At 47.9% G+C, this 21754-nt stretch carries 19 protein-coding genes and 2 tRNA genes; 9 read left to right on the top strand and 12 right to left on the bottom strand.

The genetic code is table 11. The annotated features are described in order from the left end of the window. The first annotated feature begins 186 nt into the window (after nucleotides 1–186). The 4 genes from CAP50_RS12265 to CAP50_RS12250 all read left to right on the top strand — a co-directional run bounded on the left by CAP50_RS12265 (nucleotide 187) and on the right by CAP50_RS12250 (nucleotide 3790). Complete coding sequence (locus CAP50_RS12265) at nucleotides 187–1224, top strand: DUF1852 domain-containing protein (protein ID WP_100750118.1); 1038 nt, start codon at nucleotides 187–189, stop codon at nucleotides 1222–1224. An 87-nt stretch (nucleotides 1225–1311) separates the two neighbouring features. Next, nucleotides 1312–2340 carry a methionine synthase gene (locus tag CAP50_RS12260; protein WP_075102468.1) on the top strand — a complete coding sequence of 343 codons (1029 nt, stop codon included), beginning with the start codon at nucleotides 1312–1314 and terminating at the stop codon, nucleotides 2338–2340. Between the two features lie 43 nt (nucleotides 2341–2383). Next, complete coding sequence (locus CAP50_RS12255; protein WP_075102469.1) at nucleotides 2384–2887, top strand: flavin reductase; 504 nt, start codon at nucleotides 2384–2386, stop codon at nucleotides 2885–2887. Nucleotides 2888–2953: 66 nt separating this feature from the next. After that, on the top strand, nucleotides 2954–3790 hold the full coding sequence (locus CAP50_RS12250) for a sulfite exporter TauE/SafE family protein (RefSeq protein ID WP_075102470.1): 837 nt from the start codon (nucleotides 2954–2956) through the stop codon (nucleotides 3788–3790). A 179-nt stretch (nucleotides 3791–3969) separates the two neighbouring features. Here the strand turns inward: CAP50_RS12250 and glmS are convergent, their stop codons facing one another. The 7 genes from glmS to hisF all read right to left on the bottom strand — a co-directional run bounded on the left by glmS (nucleotide 3970) and on the right by hisF (nucleotide 12008). Next, nucleotides 3970–5814, bottom strand: coding sequence for a glutamine--fructose-6-phosphate transaminase (isomerizing) (gene glmS, locus CAP50_RS12245; protein WP_075102471.1), 1845 nt, complete (start codon nucleotides 5812–5814; stop codon nucleotides 3970–3972). 165 nt (nucleotides 5815–5979) lie between these two features. Next, complete coding sequence (gene glmU, locus CAP50_RS12240; RefSeq protein ID WP_075102472.1) at nucleotides 5980–7356, bottom strand: bifunctional UDP-N-acetylglucosamine diphosphorylase/glucosamine-1-phosphate N-acetyltransferase GlmU; 1377 nt, start codon at nucleotides 7354–7356, stop codon at nucleotides 5980–5982. Between the two features lie 134 nt (nucleotides 7357–7490). Continuing rightward, complete coding sequence (locus CAP50_RS12235) at nucleotides 7491–8081, bottom strand: phosphatidylglycerophosphatase A family protein (RefSeq protein WP_075102473.1); 591 nt, start codon at nucleotides 8079–8081, stop codon at nucleotides 7491–7493. A 3-nt stretch (nucleotides 8082–8084) separates the two neighbouring features. Beyond that, nucleotides 8085–9113 carry a thiamine-phosphate kinase gene (thiL, locus tag CAP50_RS12230; RefSeq protein WP_075102474.1) on the bottom strand — a complete coding sequence of 343 codons (1029 nt, stop codon included), beginning with the start codon at nucleotides 9111–9113 and terminating at the stop codon, nucleotides 8085–8087. Nucleotides 9114–9115: 2 nt separating this feature from the next. Next, nucleotides 9116–10051, bottom strand: coding sequence for a transcription antitermination factor NusB (gene nusB, locus CAP50_RS12225; RefSeq protein ID WP_100750117.1), 936 nt, complete (start codon nucleotides 10049–10051; stop codon nucleotides 9116–9118). Nucleotides 10052–10556: 505 nt separating this feature from the next. Then, nucleotides 10557–11087, bottom strand: coding sequence for a 6,7-dimethyl-8-ribityllumazine synthase (gene ribH / locus CAP50_RS12215; RefSeq protein ID WP_075102476.1), 531 nt, complete (start codon nucleotides 11085–11087; stop codon nucleotides 10557–10559). A gap of 138 nt (nucleotides 11088–11225) precedes the next feature. Further along, entirely contained in the window at nucleotides 11226–12008 is a 783-nt protein-coding gene (gene hisF / locus CAP50_RS12210) for an imidazole glycerol phosphate synthase subunit HisF (protein WP_100750116.1), read from the bottom strand. 188 nt (nucleotides 12009–12196) lie between these two features. On the opposite strand from hisF, the gene CAP50_RS12205 reads away from it, so the two are divergent. From CAP50_RS12205 to CAP50_RS12195, 3 genes are read left to right on the top strand one after another with little or no spacing between them, the layout of a single operon-like run. Beyond that, nucleotides 12197–13366: a homoserine kinase gene (locus CAP50_RS12205; RefSeq protein WP_075102478.1), complete on the top strand. Its 1170-nt coding sequence runs from the start codon at nucleotides 12197–12199 to the stop codon at nucleotides 13364–13366. 50 nt (nucleotides 13367–13416) lie between these two features. After that, nucleotides 13417–13740: a hypothetical protein gene (locus tag CAP50_RS12200; protein ID WP_227526354.1), complete on the top strand. Its 324-nt coding sequence runs from the start codon at nucleotides 13417–13419 to the stop codon at nucleotides 13738–13740. Next, entirely contained in the window at nucleotides 13741–14649 is a 909-nt protein-coding gene (locus tag CAP50_RS12195) for a class II glutamine amidotransferase (protein ID WP_075102479.1), read from the top strand. It begins immediately after the preceding gene. Between the two features lie 33 nt (nucleotides 14650–14682). Here the strand turns inward: CAP50_RS12195 and CAP50_RS12190 are convergent, their stop codons facing one another. Together CAP50_RS12190 and CAP50_RS12185 are read right to left on the bottom strand one after the other, a co-directional pair. Next, nucleotides 14683–15264, bottom strand: a complete 582-nt coding sequence (locus CAP50_RS12190; RefSeq protein WP_075102480.1) for a YchJ family protein — start codon at nucleotides 15262–15264, stop codon at nucleotides 14683–14685. Between the two features lie 44 nt (nucleotides 15265–15308). Continuing rightward, the gene (locus tag CAP50_RS12185; protein ID WP_075102481.1) at nucleotides 15309–16025 is read right to left on the bottom strand and encodes a metal-dependent hydrolase; all 717 of its coding nucleotides are present in this window, start codon (nucleotides 16023–16025) and stop codon (nucleotides 15309–15311) included. Between the two features lie 114 nt (nucleotides 16026–16139). Between CAP50_RS12185 and CAP50_RS12180 the strand changes: the two genes are divergently transcribed. Together CAP50_RS12180 and acnA are read left to right on the top strand one after the other, a co-directional pair. After that, complete coding sequence (locus CAP50_RS12180; RefSeq protein ID WP_075102482.1) at nucleotides 16140–17213, top strand: DUF3025 domain-containing protein; 1074 nt, start codon at nucleotides 16140–16142, stop codon at nucleotides 17211–17213. Between the two features lie 352 nt (nucleotides 17214–17565). Beyond that, nucleotides 17566–20373, top strand: a complete 2808-nt coding sequence (gene acnA, locus CAP50_RS12175) for an aconitate hydratase AcnA (RefSeq protein ID WP_075102483.1) — start codon at nucleotides 17566–17568, stop codon at nucleotides 20371–20373. A gap of 119 nt (nucleotides 20374–20492) precedes the next feature. Here acnA and CAP50_RS12170 read toward each other — a convergent pair whose 3' ends face one another. The 3 genes from CAP50_RS12170 to CAP50_RS12160 form a co-directional block, all read right to left on the bottom strand. Beyond that, a complete protein-coding gene (locus CAP50_RS12170) occupies nucleotides 20493–21146 on the bottom strand; it encodes a LysE family translocator (RefSeq protein ID WP_075102484.1) in 654 nt (217 codons plus the stop codon). 223 nt (nucleotides 21147–21369) lie between these two features. Further along, nucleotides 21370–21445 (bottom strand) — tRNA-Glu (locus tag CAP50_RS12165). 129 nt (nucleotides 21446–21574) lie between these two features. After that, nucleotides 21575–21650, bottom strand: a tRNA-Ala gene (locus CAP50_RS12160). Between the last annotated feature and the right edge of the window lie 104 nt (nucleotides 21651–21754).

The following is a 21754-nucleotide window of genomic DNA, read 5'->3' as shown; positions in this document are numbered from 1 at the left end:
TGAGTAAGACAATTGAGCTGAGGGTACCAGTGATCGATTTCTCCTATCCACTTACTGAATCAGCACAGATGAATTAAATTCATCTTATATTTAAATAACATCGTTTTTATTCATGTAATAGATTGGGTATGATTTATCTCATACAGACCTTGGATTCATATCAAAAAATAAAGGTAGCCAATTATCATGACTAAACCATTTACCTACTCCATCTCAAGTATTCGTTTTGATGAAAACTATCAGCCAGCTGATAGCACGCGTTTGACGACCAACTTTGCCAACTTGGCGCGCGGTGCCAGCCGTCAAGAAAACTTACGCAAAACACTCACCATGATAAACAATCGTTTTAATGCCTTGGCGCATTGGGACAACCCTCATGCCGACCGTTACTCAGTAGAAGTCGACATCATCTCGGCAGACTTGGACGTGGAAGGCAATGGCAACACTTTCCCTGTCATCGAGACATTGCAAACCACCATCATCGATCACAAAGAAAACACCCGTATCGATGGCATGATTGGCAACAGCTTTTCTTCTTATGTCCGCGATTATGATTTTAGTGTTGTCTTGCCAGCGCATTTCGCTCAAAACCCTGAGTGCCCGCCGCCGGAGGATTTTGGCGACTTGCACGGCAAGCTGTTTCAGCATCTGTTGAACTCAGACGCTTACCACGCAAGATTTAACAAACAGCCTGTCATTTGTCTGAGTGTGTCGACCAGCAAGACTTATTATCGTACGGGCAACCAGCATCCTGTCTTGGGGACTGAGTACAGACAAGACGGTGGCTCATTGAACAAAGGGTCATTGACCGATGAGTACTTTTTTAAAATGGGCTTGAGCGTTCGCTACTTTATGCCTGAAGGTAGCGCGGCGCCTTTAGCGTTTTATTTTGCCGGTGATTTGCTCAGTGACTATACCGACCTTGAGCTGATCAGTGCCATTAGCACTATGGAGACGTTTCAAAAGATCTATCGCCCAGAGATTTATAATGCCAACGCCGCTGCCGCTCAGGTGTACCAGCCAAGCCTAAACTATCAAGACTATTCACTCACGCAAATAGTCTATGACCGTGAGGAGCGTAGCCAGTTGGCGGTGACACAAGGCAGGTTTACCCAAGAGGCCTTTATCCAGCCGTATCAAGCCATATTAGAGGAATGGGCGACAAACTACCCAGTGCAAACGCCAGCGCTAAAACAAACAGCGGCAAAAAGACAAGCAGCATGATGGTATCGGTGACCTATCAGGCAGTTATCTGTCGTTTATTAGACAACCAAACATAGTAAAAACTATCACAGTAAAAAGAGACAAGCCATGGACATATTATTACCAACTTCTACTGCTGGCAGCTTGCCAAAACCTGTATGGCTGGCTGAGCCTGAGAAGCTGTGGTCACCTTGGAAGCTAGCAGGCGATGAGCTGCTAGAGGCCAAGCAAGACGCGCTACGGGTGTCACTGCAGGAGCAAGTACAAGCAGGCATTGATATCGTGAGTGATGGCGAGCAGACTCGTCAGCATTTTGTCACCACCTTTATCGAGCATCTTGAGGGTGTGGATTTTACCAATCGTGAAACGGTCAAAATTCGTAATCGCTATGAGGCCAGCGTGCCGTCGGTAGTGGGCAATGTCAGTCGCTCAAAGCCTGTGTTTGTAGATGATGCAAAATTTTTACGCAGTCAAACTGACCAGCCGATCAAATGGGCATTGCCCGGGCCGATGACCATGATTGATACTTTATATGATGGTCATTATAAAAGCCGTGAAAAACTGGCGTGGGAGTTTGCTAAAATCTTAAATCAAGAAGCCCGAGAGCTAGAAGCAGCTGGTGTGGATATCATTCAATTCGACGAGCCTGCATTTAACGTGTTTTTTGATGACGTCAATGATTGGGGCATCGCTACGTTGGAGCGTGCTATCGAAGGCCTAAAGTGTGAAACAGCGGTGCATATTTGTTATGGTTATGGCATCAAAGCCAATAACGACTGGAAAAAGACACTGGGATCAGAGTGGCGTCAGTATGAGCAGGCCTTTCCAAAGCTGCAACAATCGAGCATCGATATTGTCTCGCTTGAGTGTCAAAACTCGCACGTCCCGATGGATCTGATTGAACTAATCCGCGGTAAAAAAGTAATGGTCGGTGCCATCGATGTGGCGAGCGATAGTATCGAGACGCCTGAAGCGGTGGCAGAGATACTACGCAAAGCCTTGCAGTTTGTCGATGCAGACAAGCTGTATCCGTCCACCAACTGCGGCATGGCACCACTATCTCGCGGCGTTGCACGCGGGAAACTAAATGCGTTGAGCGCGGGCGCGGCAATCGTGCGTAAAGAGCTGGGCGCTTAACGTCTGTCTGACACGGGTCACATGCTAACTGAGGATAAAAGCGATGATTGAAGCAAGCGGTTTTAGAGAGGCCATGTCTTTGTTGACGACAGCAGTCAACGTGGTCACTACAAACGGAGACACAGGCCGACATGGTTTTACTGCCTCTGCGGTATGTAGTGTCACAGACACGCCGCCAACACTGCTCGTCTGTATGAACCAAGCCTCGCGCTCACACAGTCATTTTATCGACAATAAAACGCTGAGCGTCAATGTGTTGGGCACTCAGCACCAACAGTTATCTAACGTGTTTGCCTCAAGGCTCAGCCCAGCAGAGCGATTTGCCCATGGTGCTTGGACGGAGCTGAGCACTGGCGCGCCTGTGCTAGAAGATGCGCTGGTGAGTTTTGATTGTGAGATTGAACAGGTGCAAGAAGTGGGCACGCATAGTGTGTTTATGTGCCGCGTGGTCGCCATCAAACAGTCTGGCTCAGCAGGTATCAACGATGAGAGTTTGGTATATTTTAATCGAGCCTACGCGCGCGTGGGTCAGACAGACTTGGCATAAATGCAGGGCACGCGTGTATCAATACAATCATCCTTTCACTAAAATCAAATAAGAAGTAGCTATCCTGTGGAATTAATCATTTTTTTAGTAATAGGCGCGCTCGCAGGGTTTGCGGCAGGGCTGTTTGGGGTAGGCGGTGGTACCATCATCGTACCGCTATTGTTTATCGTCTTTACCCAAATGGGTTATGATGCCGACGCGATCATGCATCTGGCGTTAGGGACATCGCTTGCCACCATCATCGTCACCTCGATCAGCTCTTTGATGGCGCATAATAAAAAGGGCGGCGTCATCTGGCCGGTCTTTAAAAATCTGGCACCTGGTATGGCGCTTGGGTGTTTTCTAGGTGCAGGGATTGCTGGGCAAATCTCTGGGCTGTATCTGCAGATTGTTGTTGGGGTGTTTTTGCTGTGGGTCGCTTATAAGATGTTTTTTGCTGGTAAAAAACAAGCCATGAATAATGCCAATAGCGCCAGTAGTGGTGCCAACTATCGCAATACAACACTACCATCAAAACCCAAGCAGCTCGCAGTAGGCGGCGTCATCGGTATTGCCTCAGCTATCTTTGGGATTGGCGGTGGCAGCTTAACGGTGCCATATCTGACGCGTTATAATGTGGTGATGCAAAAAGCGGTGGGCACCTCAGCGGCGTGCGGTCTACCGATTGCGGTTGCAGGCGCTCTAGGGTTTATGCTCTTTGGGATGCAAAAGCAAGTAGATGTGCCCAATACCATCGGCTTTGTGCATATTTATGCCTTTTTAGGTATTAGTATCATGAGCTTTTTTACCGCAAAATTGGGCGCAAAAGTCGCTCATATATTATCACCGCAATTATTAAAGAAATGTTTTGCGGTGTTATTGACCGTCGTTGGGTTTTATTTTCTGTATAAAGGGCTGGTTTAGAGAGTGATATTTGTATAATAGGGCGTGTTCTCTTTAGAGAGAGAACACGCCCTAATCATATTATTTCCGTTAACAACGTTCACTAAACCCTTTGCTATCTAGTAATGCTAGACAGCAAAGGGTTTAGTGTTATACAATGGTTTAATTTATAAAAAACCATTTAAAATCAATGATTTATATTATTCGACCGTCACTGATTTTGCGAGGTTACGAGGCTGGTCGACATCTGTACCGCGCATCACGGCCACATGGTATGACAGCAGCTGCACAGGTATGCTATAGACGATGGGAGCCAGTGTCTCGCAAACTTCAGGCACATAGACCACGTGCATTCTATCTTCTGCAACCATCTTGCTCTCTTCACTGGCGAAGACAAACAGCTCGCCATGGCGCGCATGCACCTCTTGCATGTTGGCTTTGAGTTTATCAAACATACTGTCTTTTGGCGCGAGCACCACGATTGGCATGTCTTTATCCACCAAGGCTAATGGGCCGTGTTTTAGCTCGCCGGCGGCATAGCCTTCAGCGTGGATATAAGAGATCTCTTTTAGCTTCAATGCGCCTTCTAGTGCAATAGGAAATTGTAAACCGCGACCTAAAAACAAGCAGCTTTTCTTATATTCAAAATGCTCGCTCATGACTTTGATCGGCGCATCGAGGTGTAAGCTGGCATGCAGTTGGCCGCGCAGCGCTTGTAGTTTCTCTAGCAGCGTGCTCAGTTTCTCGCCTGTCATGCGCGCTTGGACGGCGCCTACCTTTAGCACCAGTAGCATCAAGGCGGCCAGCTGAGTGGTAAAAGCCTTGGTGGAAGCGACACCAATCTCAGGGCCTGCAAGCGTTGGCAAAAAGATATCGGTCTCACGTACCAAAGACGACGTCGGTACGTTGCACAGTGCCAAGCTCACAAGACCGGCTGGGGTGTGTTTTTGAATATCGCGTAGCGCCGATAAGGTATCGGCTGTCTCACCAGACTGCGAGATGCAAATGACCAGTGTGTTATCGACGACGACCGGATTGCGGTAGCGAAACTCACTAGCCACCTCGACTGAGCACGGCACACGAACGAGACTTTCAAACCAATACTTTGCCACCAAACCTGCGTGATAACTGGTGCCACAAGCGATGACTTGGACCTGTTTAATGCCTTTTAACAGTGCTTCATGACGCTGTAAAAAATCATCGCGCAGCTTAGACGGCGCATCGCTATCTACTGCCATCTCAATGGTACGAGCAACTGCATCTGGCTGCTCATAGATTTCTTTGAGCATATAATGTCTGAACTCGCCTTTATCGGCATTATGCTGGGCGGCGTCAATCTCATGTATTTGACGTTTTACTTTTACACCGTCTGCATATACGTCAATGCTGTCGCGTGTCAGCTTGGCGATATCGCCTTCTTCTAGATACATAAAGCGATTGGTCACGGGCAGAAGTGCTAGCTGATCGGACGCGATAAAATTCTCGCCAATCCCCACACCGATGACCAATGGCGAACCTAGGCGCACGGTAATCAGCTCGTCTGGGCAATCGATATGCACAATGCCAAGGGCAAAAGCGCCGTGCAACATGGGAATGACCGCACGCACCGCTTCTAATAAATCAGGTGTGTTTTTATAGATATCATTGATTAAGTGCGCAACGACTTCGGTATCGGTCTGTGAGGTAAACTCGTAACCTTTTGCTATCAGCGTTTCTTTAAGTTCGGCATAGTTTTCCACAATGCCGTTATGCACCACCGCGATCTTACCAGAGATATGCGGATGGGCGTTGCGCTGGGCAGGCTCGCCATGTGTCGCCCAGCGGGTATGGGCAATACCGATATGACCATCAAAAAACTCAGGGTTGACGGCGACGGCATCGACTAAGGCTTGTACCTTGCCCACTTGGCGTTCGCGATGCAGCTCGCCATCACGAATGACCGTTAGGCCAGCGGAGTCGTAGCCGCGGTATTCTAAACGTTTTAGTCCTTCAAGTAAGATATTGGCGATATGACGCTCAGCAACTGCTCCAACGATTCCGCACATAATTATTCCTTAAATTTTATGTTCTCATACCATGTTATTTTAAAAGATGCCAATACATGGATAATCATTAATCTGTCAATATAAATAAGCAGCACCACAAATTATTGTCGTACTGCCTTAGTGGTCTTACTATCGTTTTTATCGAGTTGACGATCACCGCCGTCTTTATTTTTTAGTTGGACGCTGAAAGTTCTCTTTTTGCGTTTGCCGAGCGCGGCCAAACGCCAAGGCACTGGCATCGACATCCTTGGTAATCACCGAGCCTGCCGCTACAGTCGCTGTATCACCGATGGTAACCGGTGCCACCAAGCTGGCATTGGAGCCGATAAAGGCGTTGTCCTCAATGATGGTTTGAGACTTATTGACGCCATCATAATTACAGGTAATGACACCTGCACCGATATTGACGCCTGTCCCGACGGTCGAGTCGCCCACGTAGCTTAAGTGATTGACTTTGCTGCCTTGACCGATGGTGGATTTTTTGATTTCGACAAAATTACCGACTTTGCTCTGGTCTGCTAGTACGCTTTCAGGACGCAAATGCGCAAAAGGCCCGACATCGACACCAGTGCCAATCTTGGCATGATCAATGACGCAGTAGGGTTTGATATGACAAGCATTGCCGATATGAGCGTTTTTGATGACGCATCCTGGCTCGATATAGACATTGTCGCCTAAGGTACAATCACCCTCAAACACCACGCCAACATCGACAAACACATCTTGACCGGCGCTTAGGGTCCCTCGAATATCGACACGACTAGGATCGGCAAACTGCACGCCGGCTTCTTGTAAGTCGGCGACTAACTTTCCTTGCCACGTCCGCTCTAAGCTGGCAAGCTGCTGACGGTTATTGACGCCTTCAATCTCAAAGGTATGCTCAGGCTCGATCGCAGCGATGGCGATGCCATCGGCCACGGCCATCTTGACGATATCTGTCAGATAGTATTCTTGTTGGGCGTTGTCGTTTGAAAGTTTCGGCAAGTATTTATGAAGCAGAGCATTATCGACGCAGTAAATACCGCTATTGATCTCTTTGATGGCCTGCTCATCAGCGCTGGCGTCTTTTTGCTCAACGATGGCTTCGATATTACCGTTGTTGTCACGTTTGATACGGCCTAGCCCAAATGGGTTATCTACCGTTAGCGTCAGCATCGACATGCCATTGGTGTTGGCCGACTTTAATGCGGTTAACGTCTGGCAACTGACCAATGGTACATCACCATAAAGAATCAGGCTTTGCCCGTCTTTTGGCAAATCAGACAGCGTGACCTTGACCGCATGCCCGGTCCCTAGCTGCTCAGTTTGTGCCACCCAAGTAAGGGCTGACTGGGCATACTGGGTGGTGATTTCAGCTTTGACTTGCTCACCGCCAAAACCATACACGATGATGGTCTCATCGACCGTCAGCTGGTGGCAGGTGTCTAAAACGTGAGCGAGTAAAGACTTGCCAGCTAGTGTCTGCAGGACTTTGGGTTTGGCCGACTGCATACGCGTGCCTTTACCCGCTGCTAGGATAATTACCGAAAGAGGAGAAGTCATAATGGCCTACAAATGTAACAAGATATGATTTGAATTATAACGTAAATGCGTAACCAACCAAACTGCTAAGTCGTGACATCTTTGTAACGTCTCATTTGCAGCGTCACTAAATGTGCTAACGACTCATAGCAGCATCAGTTAGCAAGTGATAATACGCTACTATAAAGAATACTCCAAACAATTGCCGCCATGATACCTGCGATAATGTCATCGAGCATGATACCTAAGCCACCGGCGACTTTTTTATCTGCCCAGCCGATCGGTGGTGGCTTGATGATGTCAAAAAAACGAAACAGGATAAAGGCGATAAGAAGCGCGATGAGAGAAGAGGTTTGGCTGATATTTTGCCAAAAACTGCTATCGGCAACGCCCATATAAGACATCGGCAGCAAGGTGAGCCACATACCCGCCCATTCATCCCAGACGATATGCGGGTTATCGTGACCGCCCATCAGGGTGGAGGTTCTGCCGCATATTGAGTTACCAACGACACAAGACAATATAGTGATTATCAAAAACGGCAAAAAGCCGAAACTCATAAGCGGTATCGCGACGAGTAGCCCGCCTACTGTTCCCCATGTGCCAGGGGCACGGCGCGGCAGGCCACTACCGAGACCAATACCAAGCCAATAAACCACACGATCGAGCGTGCTGGCCGTGGCAGGTAGAGGCGGGCAGTCATTGGCTTGCCGGATATCGGGCTTAGATAGATCATGATCGGTCATGGATTAACCTGCAAAGTGTTGGTAACCCGTCAGCGTGGGCCATGTGGCAAAAGGGGCAGGGTGCGTCGGTGTGACTCGCTGTCCTTGATAATACAGATCAGCATGCCTATTTGTTGCCGTGTCTGCCTTGGCCAATGCTATCACCTCGCCAATACAGGTCACTGGCGTGTCACTGATATCGTTGACGGGTGGCTCGATATCAGCAGGTAAAGTAAAAGCCAGCTCATAGTCGTCGCCGCCTGCCAGCTGGCATAGTAAGCGCTCAGATAGATCCACGCTCGCTAACGCTTGGCTGGTTGGCAGCTGCTCTAAATCAAGGCGTATGCCAACGCCGCTTTGCGTGCAAATATGTCCAAGGTCTTGATACAGACCATCAGAGATATCGATCATCGCTGTGGCGCCGACTTTGGCTAGCGTGGTCCCTAAGGTGATGCGCGGCGTGGGCATATGCAAGCGATGTGCCAGCGCTATGCCTTGGCTACTATCAGGATGCTGCAACGCATATGCGGCATCACCAAGCGTGCCTGATACATAGATTTTATCACCAACTTGCGCGCCTGAGCGATAGACGGCTGGTGTATCAGCGGCTAAAAATCCTTGCGCGCTAACGCTTAGCACTAAGTTATCGCTGCGCGTGGTATCACCGCCTATCAGGGTCACACCAAAGAGCTGGCAGGCATGAAACAAACCCTTGGCAAATTCAGTGAGCCAAGTCTCAGTCGCCAAGCGCTCAGGCAATGCCAGCGCCAGCAAAATACTGTGCGCCGCCGCGCCCATTGCGGCGATATCTGAGACATTGACCGCGACCGCTTTATAGCCAATTTGAAAGGCTAATTGATGTACCTTATCCCAATCGGCGCTAAAATGCCGCCCTTGAACGAGAGTATCAATGCAGCTGACCAAGCGCGCGCTAGCAGGCACGCTCATCACCGCCGCGTCATCACCGATGCCTTTTTCGACGTCCGTTGCCGTGCGTGCTGGCGATATTTGCATCTGTGCAAAGATGCGCTCGATCAGCTCAAATTCATTCATGGTTAGTCTTTACTTTTTTCGTCTGAATTGACAAGGTTTGAGTCCTGTAGCCCAACATCGGCGGCAGTGCTCTCAGGGGTAGGCGCGGCTGCTGCCTCATTATGTCCTTGCGCACTGGCTTTTTTGCTGGCTCTATAACCACTGATATTTGCTTGAGCCTTGTTAGCACGTGGCCGTTTAATGGCTTTATTGGCACTGATACGAGGTTTGCCAGTTGTGGTCGGCGTCTCACTGGTGTCGTCAGCGTTAGTGACAGCCTTGGTTTCATCAGCAGTTTTCGGCTGCGGCTGTGCGGCGGGCGCAGCGGCTTTTTGTGAGCTGCGGCGGTTGGCCTTGATGTCGGCCTGTACTTCGAGGTCGCGCAGATCTATGGCCATTTTATCGAGCACCGCGTTGATTAACTTGTGCGCGTCAGTGGCGCCAAAGTGATTGTTGAGCTTCATTGCTTCATCTAGTACCACTTTATAAGGAATCTCTAAGCGGTTTTGCAGCTCGTAGGCACCAATCAATAAAATAGCATGCTCAACGGTGTCTAATTTATCGATATCGCGATCGAGATGCTGGCTGATAAGTGTATCTAGCGCTTCGATTTGTTCGGGAATATCGCGCATCATTTCGTGATAGTAGCCGATATGTACCGTATGCATGGCGTTGGTCGCACGGGTGCGCGCGGCGATATCGTGCGGCGCATTGTCTTTCCAGCCAAGCTTACCGTCTTTATCAAAACGGCGGTCGGTGACCAGCCATTCATATAAGCCTTGCATGGCAAAGCGTCTGGCTTTGCGCACAGCGGTGTGACTGGTCTTATAAGAAGACTCACTCATATCAAATTTTTGCTCACCTGCACTGCTGCTTGCGATACGAGTCGCTTCAGCTTGTTGGTCGTTGGTTTGTGCGGTTTTTGCAGCGTTGATGGCGCGCTTGAGTTGGTCAGTCATAGGGGGTAAATACCTGAATGTTAAGTGGCTATTTTGAGTAACTGCTTTTATTAACTATTTTTTGATTGACTGTATTCATCAATTATTTAACGACTATTTAATATAGATATATTGATACCAATAGCGTCAGGGTACAATCAGCTTGATTGTAAAAAATAGCCTGTGATAAGAAAAGCATAGACGTTTGAACTAAAAATGTTAAATAGTAATCGACTGGCAGATGATGACAATCGAGTGTTAAAGCAAAATTGCAGCGCTTTGTCGGCAGTGCCGCGAGCTTTAAGACACTGACGCTACGAGTTTTTAACCCATCAGCGCCAATCAAAAACAGTAAAACAATAAATAATAAATCTATAAAACGACTGCGATGTAGTAGATTCAATTTAAAAATGTTATAGCGCTACTGGTATAAACTTTCCTTGCGTGCTGTATACACAGAGGCTGCGCAAGATTCATCCCAGTCGCGCTTTGGAACTTATGCCAGTTTGGTTTTCAACTGACTATATTACGCGTCATTATCATTGTCGTAATCGTCATCAACATCTAATTGTGATAAAACCGCTAGCATCTCAAGCACCACCATCGCTGCTTCCGAGCCTTTGTTGCCAGCTTTGGTGCCCGAGCGCTCAATCGCCTGCTCAATACTATCGGTGGTGATGACGCCGTTGGCGACAGGAATATTATAATCAATCGCAACGCTGCTAAGACCTTTGGCAGACTCGCTAGCGACAAAGTCAAAATGTGGCGTGCTACCACGGATGATCGCGCCTAGCGCAATGATGGCATCAAAACGATCAGACTCAGCGGCACGCTGGGCGACAAGGGGTAGCTCAAAGGCACCTGGTACACGAATCACAGTGATGTTGCTACCCAATACGCCATGACGTAGTAGGGCATCGATAGCACCGTCGACTAATGACTCAACGACAAACCCATTAAAACGGCCAACGACGATACCGATACGGGCCTCTTCGTTTTGATGCAAGTTACCATCGATATGGGTAATATCGTTGCGCTGCTGCTGTAAATTTGACATAAAAAATCCTTTGAATAAGTAGCATTATAAGCAAAATTTTTGTACAAAATCTCGATTGTTTTCAATAGTTAACTGACAAAAATAAATAAGTAGCGCTATGATAACATTTTTTGTCAAGGCAGTTGTATTTTACCAAGCTTATAGGCGCATGGGTATGCCTTGTGCTGCCATATAGGCTTTGGCCTCCGATACGGTATATTCGCCAAAGTGAAAGATACTGGCCGCCAGCACCGCATCGACGCCGCCTTCTAAGACGCCTTCGGCCAAATGTTGCAGGTTGCCCACGCCGCCAGAGGCAATAACAGGGACATTGACGCGGCGGGTAATTTCACGCATCAGTGCCAAATCATAGCCTTTTTTGGTGCCGTCACCGTCCATTGATGTGACCAATAATTCACCTGCGCCAAGATCGGCCATTTTGCTTGCCCAAGCGACGGCATCAATGCCAGTCGGCTTACGTCCGCCATGGGTAAAAATCTCCCAGCGCGGTGTAATGATGCCATCAACCTCTATATCAGCGACACGTTTGGCATCGATGGCGACGACGATACATTGATTACCAAATTTTTGCGCCGCCTCTCCGACGAACTCAGGCGTAAACACCGCAGCCGAGTTAATCGCCACTTTGTCCGCGCCTGCATTGAGCAGGTTACGAATATCAGCGATTTTACGCACGCCGCCGCCCACAGTTAAGGGGACAAACACCGTCTCCGCCATACGCTCGACGGTATGATAAGTGGTATCACGCTCATCGCTGGTGGCAGTAATATCCAAAAAAGTAATCTCATCAGCGCCTTGTTCGTTGTAGCGCTGCGCCACTTCGACAGGGTCGCCAGCGTCTTTAATATCGACAAACTGTACGCCTTTGACCACGCGGCCATTGTCCACGTCCAAACAAGGAATGATACGCTTTGCTAACATAGGGTCTTTCACCTTATAATCAATTCAACCATAAGCGCTAGTCTAGCAAAATCACTGCCATATCAGGCAGGTTTTCACAAGATTATTATGCTTTTTATGATGGTTTGCTGATGCGCGGGACGATTATTGTCATTAGCGTCCAGATTTATTCTATTTATCTTCTTATCCAATTGCCAAAGTGAGATGTCATGTCCGTCTATACCCAGTTAACTGATGATCAATTTGCCGCCTTTTGCCAGCGTTTTGGCGTGTCATTTGCCCGCGCCATTCCGATTACCCAAGGCATCAAAAACTCTAACTGGTTTATTCAAACGACGGACGATGTCGATGGCGCGCACGCTTATGTGTTTACTTTGTTTGAAGAGCGCCCGCCAGAGGATATCGAAAAAATGGCAGTGATATTAAATCAACTAGATGGCAAGCTGCCGGTCGCTGCCCCGTTGGCACTGGTAGCATTAGGTGCTGATGATAACGCTGATACGAAAAAACGCTATGTCATTCATTATGAAAACAAAGCAATCACCTTGGTGCCGTGCTTGGCAGGCGCGCATCCGCAAGAGACCACGCCTGCGATGTGTCATGAGATCGGCGCGGCGTTAGCGATGCTGCATGAGACCTTGCAAGCGCTACAACCGGCACAAGACTACGGCGTGCCCCTCTACCCGTGGAGCGAGGTGCGCGACCGTGAAATGCAGTTTATGCCCGGCGATGAAGCCAAGCTCATGCGTGATATTTGGCAAGCTTACTCAAATCTACCTCTGACTGACTTACCAAAAGGCTTGTGTCATCTCGATATGTTCGCTGACAATACGCTATGGGACTTGACTAAAGGGCAGGAAAAGTTAACAGGTCTATTGGATTTTACTGAGGTCAGTGTCGAGCATTATGTGATGGATATCGCCATTACCATCAATGATTTTTGTACCACGTGGGGCGATGCCGAGCAAGGCGAGCTGGTACATTTTGATCGTCGTAAGATGGCAGCGTTTTTAGAAGGATATGAGTCAAAACGCACGCTAAACCGCGATGAAAAACGTGCGTTACCTGTTATGCTTGCCAAAGCGGCAGTGATTTTTTGGCTTTTGCGTCTTAATGTCATTCATTACAACCGTACCGAAGGTCGGACGGGCGACAATATCATGGTGAAAAATCCTGACCTTATGAAGCGTCTGGCCGCTTATCACTGGGCGCATGTCGAAAAAGCGCAAAAGACGGTATTTGTATTATCAAATGATAAGCGCGACAATCAACTCATAGGTATATTTAGTGATATCACCCACGCTGAGCAAGCGCGTGCTACTTTAAGTAATCGTCGCGACACCAGCATCAAAGAATATACACTCGATCAATTGGCGTAAGTTTTTTTGCTCAATACCATTTTTTGCATCCAAACCACAGAGGCGACCCTATGACCGATCAAGTTGATAACTGGCACAAACTGGCACGCTATGACACCAATATGCAAGGTGAGCTGCATGCCAATCTACTGCGTAATAATGGCATCACGGTGTCCTTGCAGCCGCTAAGCGCGATGCCAGGGATGAACTCAGGTATCGTACTGTGGATACAAGATACCGAGCTGGCGCATGCCAAACGGATCTTGGACAGTATCGATACCGAAGGCGCGACGCCCTATGAGATGTTTGATGAAGGGGCAGAAAATGGCGCAAGCGCGACTGTACATCCTACAAAAAACGACGACCATAACGACAATCATGATGGTGATCTATAAATGTGTCAACTCTTAGGAATGAACTGTAATACCCCAACCGATATTGGGTTTAGCTTTGCAGGGTTTCGTCGTCGCGGCGGTATGACTGATAGCCATGAGGATGGTTTTGGTATTGCTTTTTTTGAACGTAGCGACTGCACCAATAATGGCGAGACGGCAAACGACTCAACGGGACTACGCTTGTTTCATGACAATCGCCCAAGCCATCTGTCGCCAGTGGCCGACTTGGTCAATAACTACCCGATTAAGGCCATGAATGTCATCGCCCACATTCGTAAAGCCACGCAGGGACAAAACTGTCTGGCAAATACCCATCCTTTCGTCCGCGAAGTCTGGGGCGAGCAGTGGGTATTTGCCCACAACGGGCAGATGAATAGTGAATTTATCAAGCGCTGTCAGCGTCTGCAAGACAATGGCAACGCCTCACACTGTCAGCCTGTCGGCAGCACCGACTCAGAAGTGGCGTTTTGTTATCTGGTCAATCGCTTAAAAAGCACTTTTAAAACCCGTCCTGACGACCAGACGCTGTTTAACTTTTTGACCACTCAGTGCCGTTATTTATCGGCCAATGGCCTGTTTAATTGCCTAATCTCCAACGGCCGCTGGCAATTGGCGTATGCCGGTAGCTTGTTGTTTTATCTCACCCGCCAAGCACCATTTGGTGAAGCGAAACTGGCGGACGATGACTTAGCGATTAACTTTAGCGATGTCACCACCGATACCGATAAGGTGACGATTTTGGTGACCGTACCATTGACTGAAAATGAAAAATGGCAACAGTTGGCGGTCAATGAATGTCTGATATTCTCTGAGGGTGAGATTATTTATAAAGACAGCCCAAGCCAGCGTAAGTTTTTGACCATTGATGAAGGGATTGCAGTGGCACGGGCGGTTGGGGCCAGTGTATAGCGCCGGCAGGCACCGTATCGGTTTTAAAGTGAATTAACTGTATAATCCACAACAGCGCTTAAACTTCTCACCCGAGCCGCAAATACACGGCTGCTTTTGGGCGACAGACATAGGAACGGTCGGGTCGAGAAAATACCAACGCGTATCATGATTGGCTTTATTTACTACCTTTACAAAGGCAGACAACTCATGATGCGCTTGCAAGCCATTAGGCGTTTTAAAATAAGCTTTAAATTCAACCTGCGCGTGTCGTTTGCCAAGCTTTGCTCTGTGTTTTACAACCTCTAATCCTGCCCAATCGGTCTCGGTGGCCCAAGACTCAATCGCTATGACATCGAGCAAGCTTTGCTGCGCGGGTAGTGTGGTTTTGACGATGTATTCTGGCTTGATAAGCACAAAAGCGCTATAACGCGTGCGCATCAGACGCTCCGCTGTTTCTGCCTGTACGCCGTCAGTTTTATCCGCTTCTTTATTCACTTCTTTATTCATTTCTTTATTTAAAACGCTGTCATGATAAGGTTGACAGCAGTCTTTATAAAGTAGGGGCGCGGTGGCGGTCTCTGACGCGGGGTTGATTTGGCAAGGGCAGGTTTGGAGGGCGGCAGAAGTCGACATAGTGTACTCTCATTATTTATCATTTTTTGCTGGTAGAGGCGGCCTTAACTCAGCCAGCCTTTTATCAATTCTGGCCATAGACCGAGCTTAAGCTTTGCCCAAGCTGCGGGATCACTGACCTGCTGCCAAAAGGTGTCAAACGGCGGCGCTATATATAACAATAACACCAAAATAACGTATAGCAGCAAATACCACCATTTGTCTTTATGCTGATAAAACTTCATCGCCGTACCCGACGATCGCTTCATTTTCATATTGGACAAGTTGACGCTATATAATTCGTCTAGAGCCAAATGCACCATCGCGCCGCCAAATAAAAACAAACCATAAAACCAGCTCACCGTTAAGGGCAGGTGCAAAATATCATGGCTTAAATACGTCAGAGCCAAGCCCAATATCGCCATATAAGGCACAGAATGGATAACGCCGCGATGCACCGTCATCGTGGTAAAAACATAAAACACCACATAACGCATAAACCCATAGCCTGCCAGCCATAACACCATCAATGCCAATAGGCTCAGCTCACCGCGCCAATGCATCACCAGTCCAAAAGCGAAGACAAAAGAGATGAGGTTAAAACCAAGCTTAATCGGTGTTGAGTTGTCTGAGTCCAAGTCTGGCAAAAGGCCGCCGATAGTACCGAGCGCCGCACACATCAAAAACCCAGAGTCATCAACCAGCCCCGCTTTATAGACCGTTAAGCTCAGTGTACCGCTGACCATAAATGCAACATTTAAGTGGGTGTTAAAATTTGCCATAAAAACTCATCAATAAATAGCGCGCGAACACAACGTTTCGAGCTGCCCGTCTAGCCGTAAAAAAGCGCACCATGATACCATAAGCCGCCCATCGCTCATGAGAGATAGTTTGATATGACTGCCAGTAATCTGCCTCCTTTGCATCGCTCAGATGCGCGTTTTGATAAGCCTTTGCCGAACGATTCGCCTGTACAGGCGTCAGCCTTAGCGGCAAGCAGACTTGATGACAGCTTTGCCCAGATTGACTGGCGTGCGCCGTGGCTTGGTCATGTGCAGCAGTTAGATGCCATTAGCCAAGCCATCACTCAGCTTAGTGCGACAAAAAGCTTGAGCATGGAGCGCGCTGATACTCAAAGTTCTGCTCCTGAAAATCAAGCCCTTGATATCAGCCGTACCCAAAACACACCAGACATCATCGCGAAAGTATTAAATACCGCATTGCATCAGCAGGCAGCTGACGTGCAGCAGCAACTGCCGCACACCAAGCCTGCATATAACCATAAGGCGCAGGCTTTACAGTTTGTCTCACAAGAGGCGTTGCCAGAGGGCGAGGCTTACGAGAGCTTCATCGGCAGTACGGGCAATATCCCGACGCGTGACAACTTACACGACTTATTTAACGGTAGTATTTGGCTGACGTTCCCTAAGACCAAAGCCCTGCTAAACCACTACCATATGCTTGAAATTGAGCAGCAAGGGGTCGGTGCCAGTCGGGGCCGCGTCCGCGATACCATCACTGTGTTTGATGAAAACGGCGCGGTTTTGGTCACTGCCAATCCTAGTATTGGTGAGGCGTTGATTGGCTTTGACTGGCAGGGCAGTTTGGTACAGCCGCGCATGCAGTGGGATGACCCTACAAGTCCTAGTCCAAACGCGCAAGCGGTGGTTTATATTTTTGGTCATGCCCTCCTTGAGCAATTGATAGCGCCGCGTAAGCCCTTGTGCGCGCATAGTGTGGTCATCAACGTCGGCCAAGATTTCTTTGCCTTGTCAACGCAGCAGCGCATCGCCTTTTTGGATGATAAATTGGCTGATTATATGAATGAATTATTATCAAAGGACACAGTCACACCGCGTTATTTATCGCCATTGCCCATTTTAGGTGTGCCGCATTTCTGGGCCGAGAATGAAGATTCTAATTTTTATGATGATGCATTTGTGTTTCGTAGTGGTCGCCGTAAAAAGTAATAAAAATGGATTTGGCTAGCCTCTCATTATTAACTCGCTAACACATTGTTACAGTTACGATTGTGCCACGATTTGACTACGTCCAGACGTTAACAAAGCGCTATATATTTGTTATGGTAAAAACAAGCTGATGTCAGGTCTTACAAGCACCTTTAGAGCTTGGGTTAATGAAAACATATGTCTTAGGATTTTGTCTTACATGGTTTTGTAATAATGAATGTCTTTAGTGCCTACTTTGACACAGTATTTCTTTAATAAACCACCATTTATTGAGCCACCAATATCAACATAAATGCTAACTTGTAATTGGCCATTTATGTTTAGGATTTATAACAACGATAAGGAAGCTACCATGAGTGATATCTTTAATGTAAAAGACACCATTTCGGTCGATGGCAAGGAGCATGCCTATTATAGCTTGCCCAAACTTGCCGAAACTTACGACAATATCAATACGCTACCGTACTGTATGAAGGTCGTACTAGAGAACCTATTGCGTAACGAAGATGATGGTCAGTCTGTCGGCAAAAACCACATCGAAGCAGTGGCCAACTGGGACGCTGGCGCTGAGGCGTCCAAAGAGATTGCCTTCATGCCAGCACGCGTGGTGCTGCAAGATTTCACCGGCGTGCCATCAGTCGTCGATCTGGCAGCGATGCGTGATGCAGTAGTAGAGCTGGGTGGTCGTGCTGAGCAAATTAATCCCTTTATCCCCAGTGAGTTGGTCGTTGACCACTCGGTACAAGTGGATGCTTATGGCCGCGAAGATGCGCTGGATCTCAACGAGAAGATTGAGTTTAAGCGTAACAATGAGCGCTATGAGTTTCTCCATTGGGGCCGAAATGCCTTTGAGAACTTTGTCGTTGTCCCGCCAGCGACGGGTATCGTGCACCAAGTCAACCTTGAGTATCTTGCGCGCGTGGTCATGGCAGCAGATGTCGATGGCGAGCTGACCGCCTATCCTGACACAGTGTTTGGTACCGACAGTCATACGACGATGATTAATGGTATCGGCGTGCTTGGTTGGGGTGTTGGCGGTATCGAAGCTGAAGCGGCGATGCTCGGTCAGCCATCCTCAATGCTGATTCCGCAAGTGGTTGGCTTTGAGCTGACAGGCAAACTGAGAGAAGGCGTCACCGCGACGGATTTGGTATTGCGCGTGGTCGAGATGCTACGGGCACATGGCGTGGTTGGTAAGTTTGTCGAATTCTACGGTGAAGGCTTGCATCAAATGCCATTAGCAGATCGGGCGACGATTGCCAATATGTCGCCAGAATATGGCGCGACTTGTGGTATCTTCCCGATTGACCAAATGGCGATTGATTATCTGCGTCTATCAGGCCGTGACGAAGCGCAAATTGAGCTGGTCGAAAAATATGCCAAGGCACAGGGCTTATGGCATGATGCCGATACGCCAGCGGCAACTTACTCAAGTAAGCTAGAGCTTGATCTGTCCTCTGTCCAGCCAGCACTGGCAGGCCCTAACTTACCGCAGCAGCGTATCAACTTATCTGATATGCACGAAAAATTCGGCGAAACGCTTGAGAAGATGACCAAGGACCGTAAAAAAGAAGTTGAAGCTAAGGTGCGTTTCGATGAAGAAGGCGGTAAGCAAGAGCAAGCCAAAAACCTAGCAGCTAAGCCGAAAAACTGTGATGAAGACGGTAACTTCTGTAGTATCGTTGACATTAATGATGAGAAGTATAAATTACGTGACGGCGCGGTGGTGATTGCCGCGATTACCTCTTGTACCAACACCTCAAACCCAGCCGTCATGCTCGGTGCTGGACTGGTCGCCAAAAAGGCCGCTGCCAAAGGCCTCAAAGCCAAACCTTGGGTTAAGACCTCATTGGCACCTGGCTCAAAAGTAGTGACGGATTACTTAGAAAAAACCAAACTGATGGATGAGCTAGAAAAAACAGGCTTTTATCTCGTCGGTTATGGTTGTACCACTTGTATCGGTAACTCAGGACCACTGCTTGAAAGTATCGAGCAAGGTATCGAAGAAAATGATTTAGTGGCGGCAGCGGTACTCTCTGGTAACCGCAACTTTGAAGGTCGTATTCACTCACACGTCAAGGCAAGCTATTTGGCGTCGCCACCATTAGTCGTCGCTTATGCGCTGGCAGGTACGGTGGATATCGACTTGACCACCCAGCCGCTTGGTCAAGACCAAGACGGCAATGATGTCTATCTAAAAGACATTTGGCCAACGTCAGATGAGATCAACGAGCTGATTGCCAATAACATTGATGCTGATATGTTCCGTAAAAACTATGGTGAAGTGTTCGATGGTAGTAAAGAATGGAACGCGATTAGCTCAGCCGATAGTCAGCTATATCCATGGGATGAAGGCTCAACGTACATCAAAAATCCACCGTTCTTTGATGGTATGACCATGGAGCCAGAAGGTATCCCTGATATCGAAGACGCGCGTATCTTAGGTCTATTTGGTGACTCAATCACCACCGACCATATCTCGCCAGCTGGTAACATTGATCCAAACTCACCAGCAGGTAAGTATCTGCAAGAGCGCGGCGTCATGGAAGCGGACTTCAACAGTTATGGCTCACGCCGTGGTAATGATGCAGTCATGACCCGTGGTACCTTTGCCAATATCCGTATCAAAAACCAAATGATGGGCGGCAAAGAGGGCGGCTATACCTATTACTTCAAAGACGATAAGTCAACGCTACAAGATGGCGAAGAAATGGCTATCTATGATGCAGCGATGAAGTATAAAGAAGATAAGCGCCCGCTCGTCGTCCTCGGCGGGGCGGAGTATGGCTCAGGCTCTAGCCGTGACTGGGCAGCGAAGGGTACGATTTTGCTTGGTGTAAAAGCGGTATTGACCACCTCGTTCGAGCGTATTCACCGTTCAAACCTCGTCGGTATGGGCGTGCTGCCATTGACTTTCAAAGATGGCGAAGATGCACAAACCTACAAGCTCGATGGCTCTGAAGTGCTGAGCATCACTGGCCTGAACAATGGCGAGAGCAAAACCGCTCAAGTCACTGCCACCCGCGCCGATGGCTCGACTGAAACCTTTGAGGTCAATGTCGGCCTGCAGACACCAAAAGAGCGCGAATACGTGCGTCATGGCGGCGTATTGCACTATGTGCTGCGTCAGCTAGCTGCTGATAATAAAGAAGCTGCATAGTGATTAATTAGAGTTAGAAAAATATAAAGCCCAGTCCCCTATATTAAGGAGACTGGGCTTTTTTATGGGTAGTTAGATTTTATAAAAATCAGCTTATTTGATCATTATTTGCAGTTTGTTTATCCCTTCTCTGTAAGCAACTTAACTCCCAAACCAATAAACACCACGCCGCTTATTTTATTTAAAATCACTTCGATAGCTGGGTTTTTTCTTAAGTTGGCACTAAATTTTGAGGCCAATAAAGCAAGGCACGAACACCATACAAAGCCCGTCAGCGCAAAACTCAATCCCAAAATCAGAAATGACAAGGCGCTATGAGTATAGCTAGGATCGATAAACTGCGGAAAAAATGCAAGGAAGAATAGCGCGACTTTTGGGTTAAAGACATTGGTTAATACGCCTTGTTTGTATATTTGCCAGTGCGCTATAGAGTTGGCAGGTGCCGATGGGCGACTTTTTGGTAAATGATTTGCCAGTAAAGAAGGCTGCTTGCTCATCAGCATTTTTATACCCAGATAGCATAAGTAGCTGGCACCGATATATTTTACAATCGTAAAGGCCAGAGGCGAGTTGATCAAAATGATCGATAGACCCAATGCGGCGAATACCGTGTGCACCAAGATGCCTGAGATGATACCGAGGACAGAATAAAACCCTGCTGCGCTGCCATGTGAGACGCTACGGGTGATGATATACATCGTATCGGTGCCTGGAGTGAGGTTTAGCAAAATCGCCGCCAAGACAAAGCCCAGATAGTTTTCGATACCGAACATGGCTCATACTTCCTTGTGATAGCAATAATAGGGGAGTGTTTTATTTATCGTTTCTTTCGTAGTTTACCTGGTATCGGTCGTCATGAGCAGCTCATATCGATGGTTTTTATAAACGACAAACGAAAAAAATCCCAGTCACCGGATGATGACTGGGATTTTTTAGTGTTCGCTTATTAGTCTAACCTGATGCTAAGCAAAAGTGCTAATAAGTGACGCCGAATAGTGGCGTCCCCAGGGGGATTCGAACCCCCGTTACCGCCGTGAAAGGGCGGTGTCCTAGGCCTCTAGACGATGGGGACGCATAGAGTGTCATAACCTATGGTTATAACGGTACTTCACAATATCAGAGCGCTTATTTATTAATAAGCCTTGCCTAGGTGCTGACATTGTTCTCAAAGCAATATTTATCTGTTGAGCGATAAATAGTATGGTGGAGCTAAACGGAGTCGAACCGTTGACCCCTTGCATGCCATGCAAGTGCTCTACCAACTGAGCTATAGCCCCTCGCTAAGAGTGTGCGTATTTTAGGTAAGACCAGCAGTCTTGTCAACCGCTATTTTTAAAAAAATGCAAAATAATGCAAAAAAAGTCATTAAAAGTATTTAAAT

It is taken from the genome of Psychrobacter sp. L7, assembly GCF_002810365.1.
Lineage (GTDB): Bacteria > Pseudomonadota > Gammaproteobacteria > Pseudomonadales > Moraxellaceae > Psychrobacter > Psychrobacter celer.
The sequence above is the reverse complement of the archived record's forward strand: the minus strand, read 5'-3'. Positions and strand labels throughout refer to the sequence as shown.

What these genes read in the sequence shown, in the direction of transcription:
- CAP50_RS12190 (WP_075102480.1), bottom strand. Translation starts at nt 15,264, where the DNA reads ATGTCGACTTCTGCCGCCCTCCAAACCTGCCCTTGCCAAATCAACCCC.
- glmS (WP_075102471.1), bottom strand. Translation starts at nt 5,814, where the DNA reads ATGTGCGGAATCGTTGGAGCAGTTGCTGAGCGTCATATCGCCAATATC.
- nusB (WP_100750117.1), bottom strand. Translation starts at nt 10,051, where the DNA reads ATGACTGACCAACTCAAGCGCGCCATCAACGCTGCAAAAACCGCACAA.
- CAP50_RS12205 (WP_075102478.1), top strand. Translation starts at nt 12,197, where the DNA reads ATGTCCGTCTATACCCAGTTAACTGATGATCAATTTGCCGCCTTTTGC.
- CAP50_RS12265 (WP_100750118.1), top strand. Translation starts at nt 187, where the DNA reads ATGACTAAACCATTTACCTACTCCATCTCAAGTATTCGTTTTGATGAA.
- CAP50_RS12185 (WP_075102481.1), bottom strand. Translation starts at nt 16,025, where the DNA reads ATGGCAAATTTTAACACCCACTTAAATGTTGCATTTATGGTCAGCGGT.
- acnA (WP_075102483.1), top strand. Translation starts at nt 17,566, where the DNA reads ATGAGTGATATCTTTAATGTAAAAGACACCATTTCGGTCGATGGCAAG.
- glmU (WP_075102472.1), bottom strand. Translation starts at nt 7,356, where the DNA reads ATGACTTCTCCTCTTTCGGTAATTATCCTAGCAGCGGGTAAAGGCACG.
- CAP50_RS12260 (WP_075102468.1), top strand. Translation starts at nt 1,312, where the DNA reads ATGGACATATTATTACCAACTTCTACTGCTGGCAGCTTGCCAAAACCT.
- ribH (WP_075102476.1), bottom strand. Translation starts at nt 11,087, where the DNA reads ATGTCAAATTTACAGCAGCAGCGCAACGATATTACCCATATCGATGGT.
- CAP50_RS12180 (WP_075102482.1), top strand. Translation starts at nt 16,140, where the DNA reads ATGACTGCCAGTAATCTGCCTCCTTTGCATCGCTCAGATGCGCGTTTT.
- thiL (WP_075102474.1), bottom strand. Translation starts at nt 9,113, where the DNA reads ATGAATGAATTTGAGCTGATCGAGCGCATCTTTGCACAGATGCAAATA.
- CAP50_RS12200 (WP_227526354.1), top strand. Translation starts at nt 13,417, where the DNA reads ATGACCGATCAAGTTGATAACTGGCACAAACTGGCACGCTATGACACC.
- CAP50_RS12235 (WP_075102473.1), bottom strand. Translation starts at nt 8,081, where the DNA reads ATGACCGATCATGATCTATCTAAGCCCGATATCCGGCAAGCCAATGAC.
- CAP50_RS12170 (WP_075102484.1), bottom strand. Translation starts at nt 21,146, where the DNA reads ATGTTCGGTATCGAAAACTATCTGGGCTTTGTCTTGGCGGCGATTTTG.
- CAP50_RS12195 (WP_075102479.1), top strand. Translation starts at nt 13,741, where the DNA reads ATGTGTCAACTCTTAGGAATGAACTGTAATACCCCAACCGATATTGGG.
- hisF (WP_100750116.1), bottom strand. Translation starts at nt 12,008, where the DNA reads ATGTTAGCAAAGCGTATCATTCCTTGTTTGGACGTGGACAATGGCCGC.
- CAP50_RS12255 (WP_075102469.1), top strand. Translation starts at nt 2,384, where the DNA reads ATGATTGAAGCAAGCGGTTTTAGAGAGGCCATGTCTTTGTTGACGACA.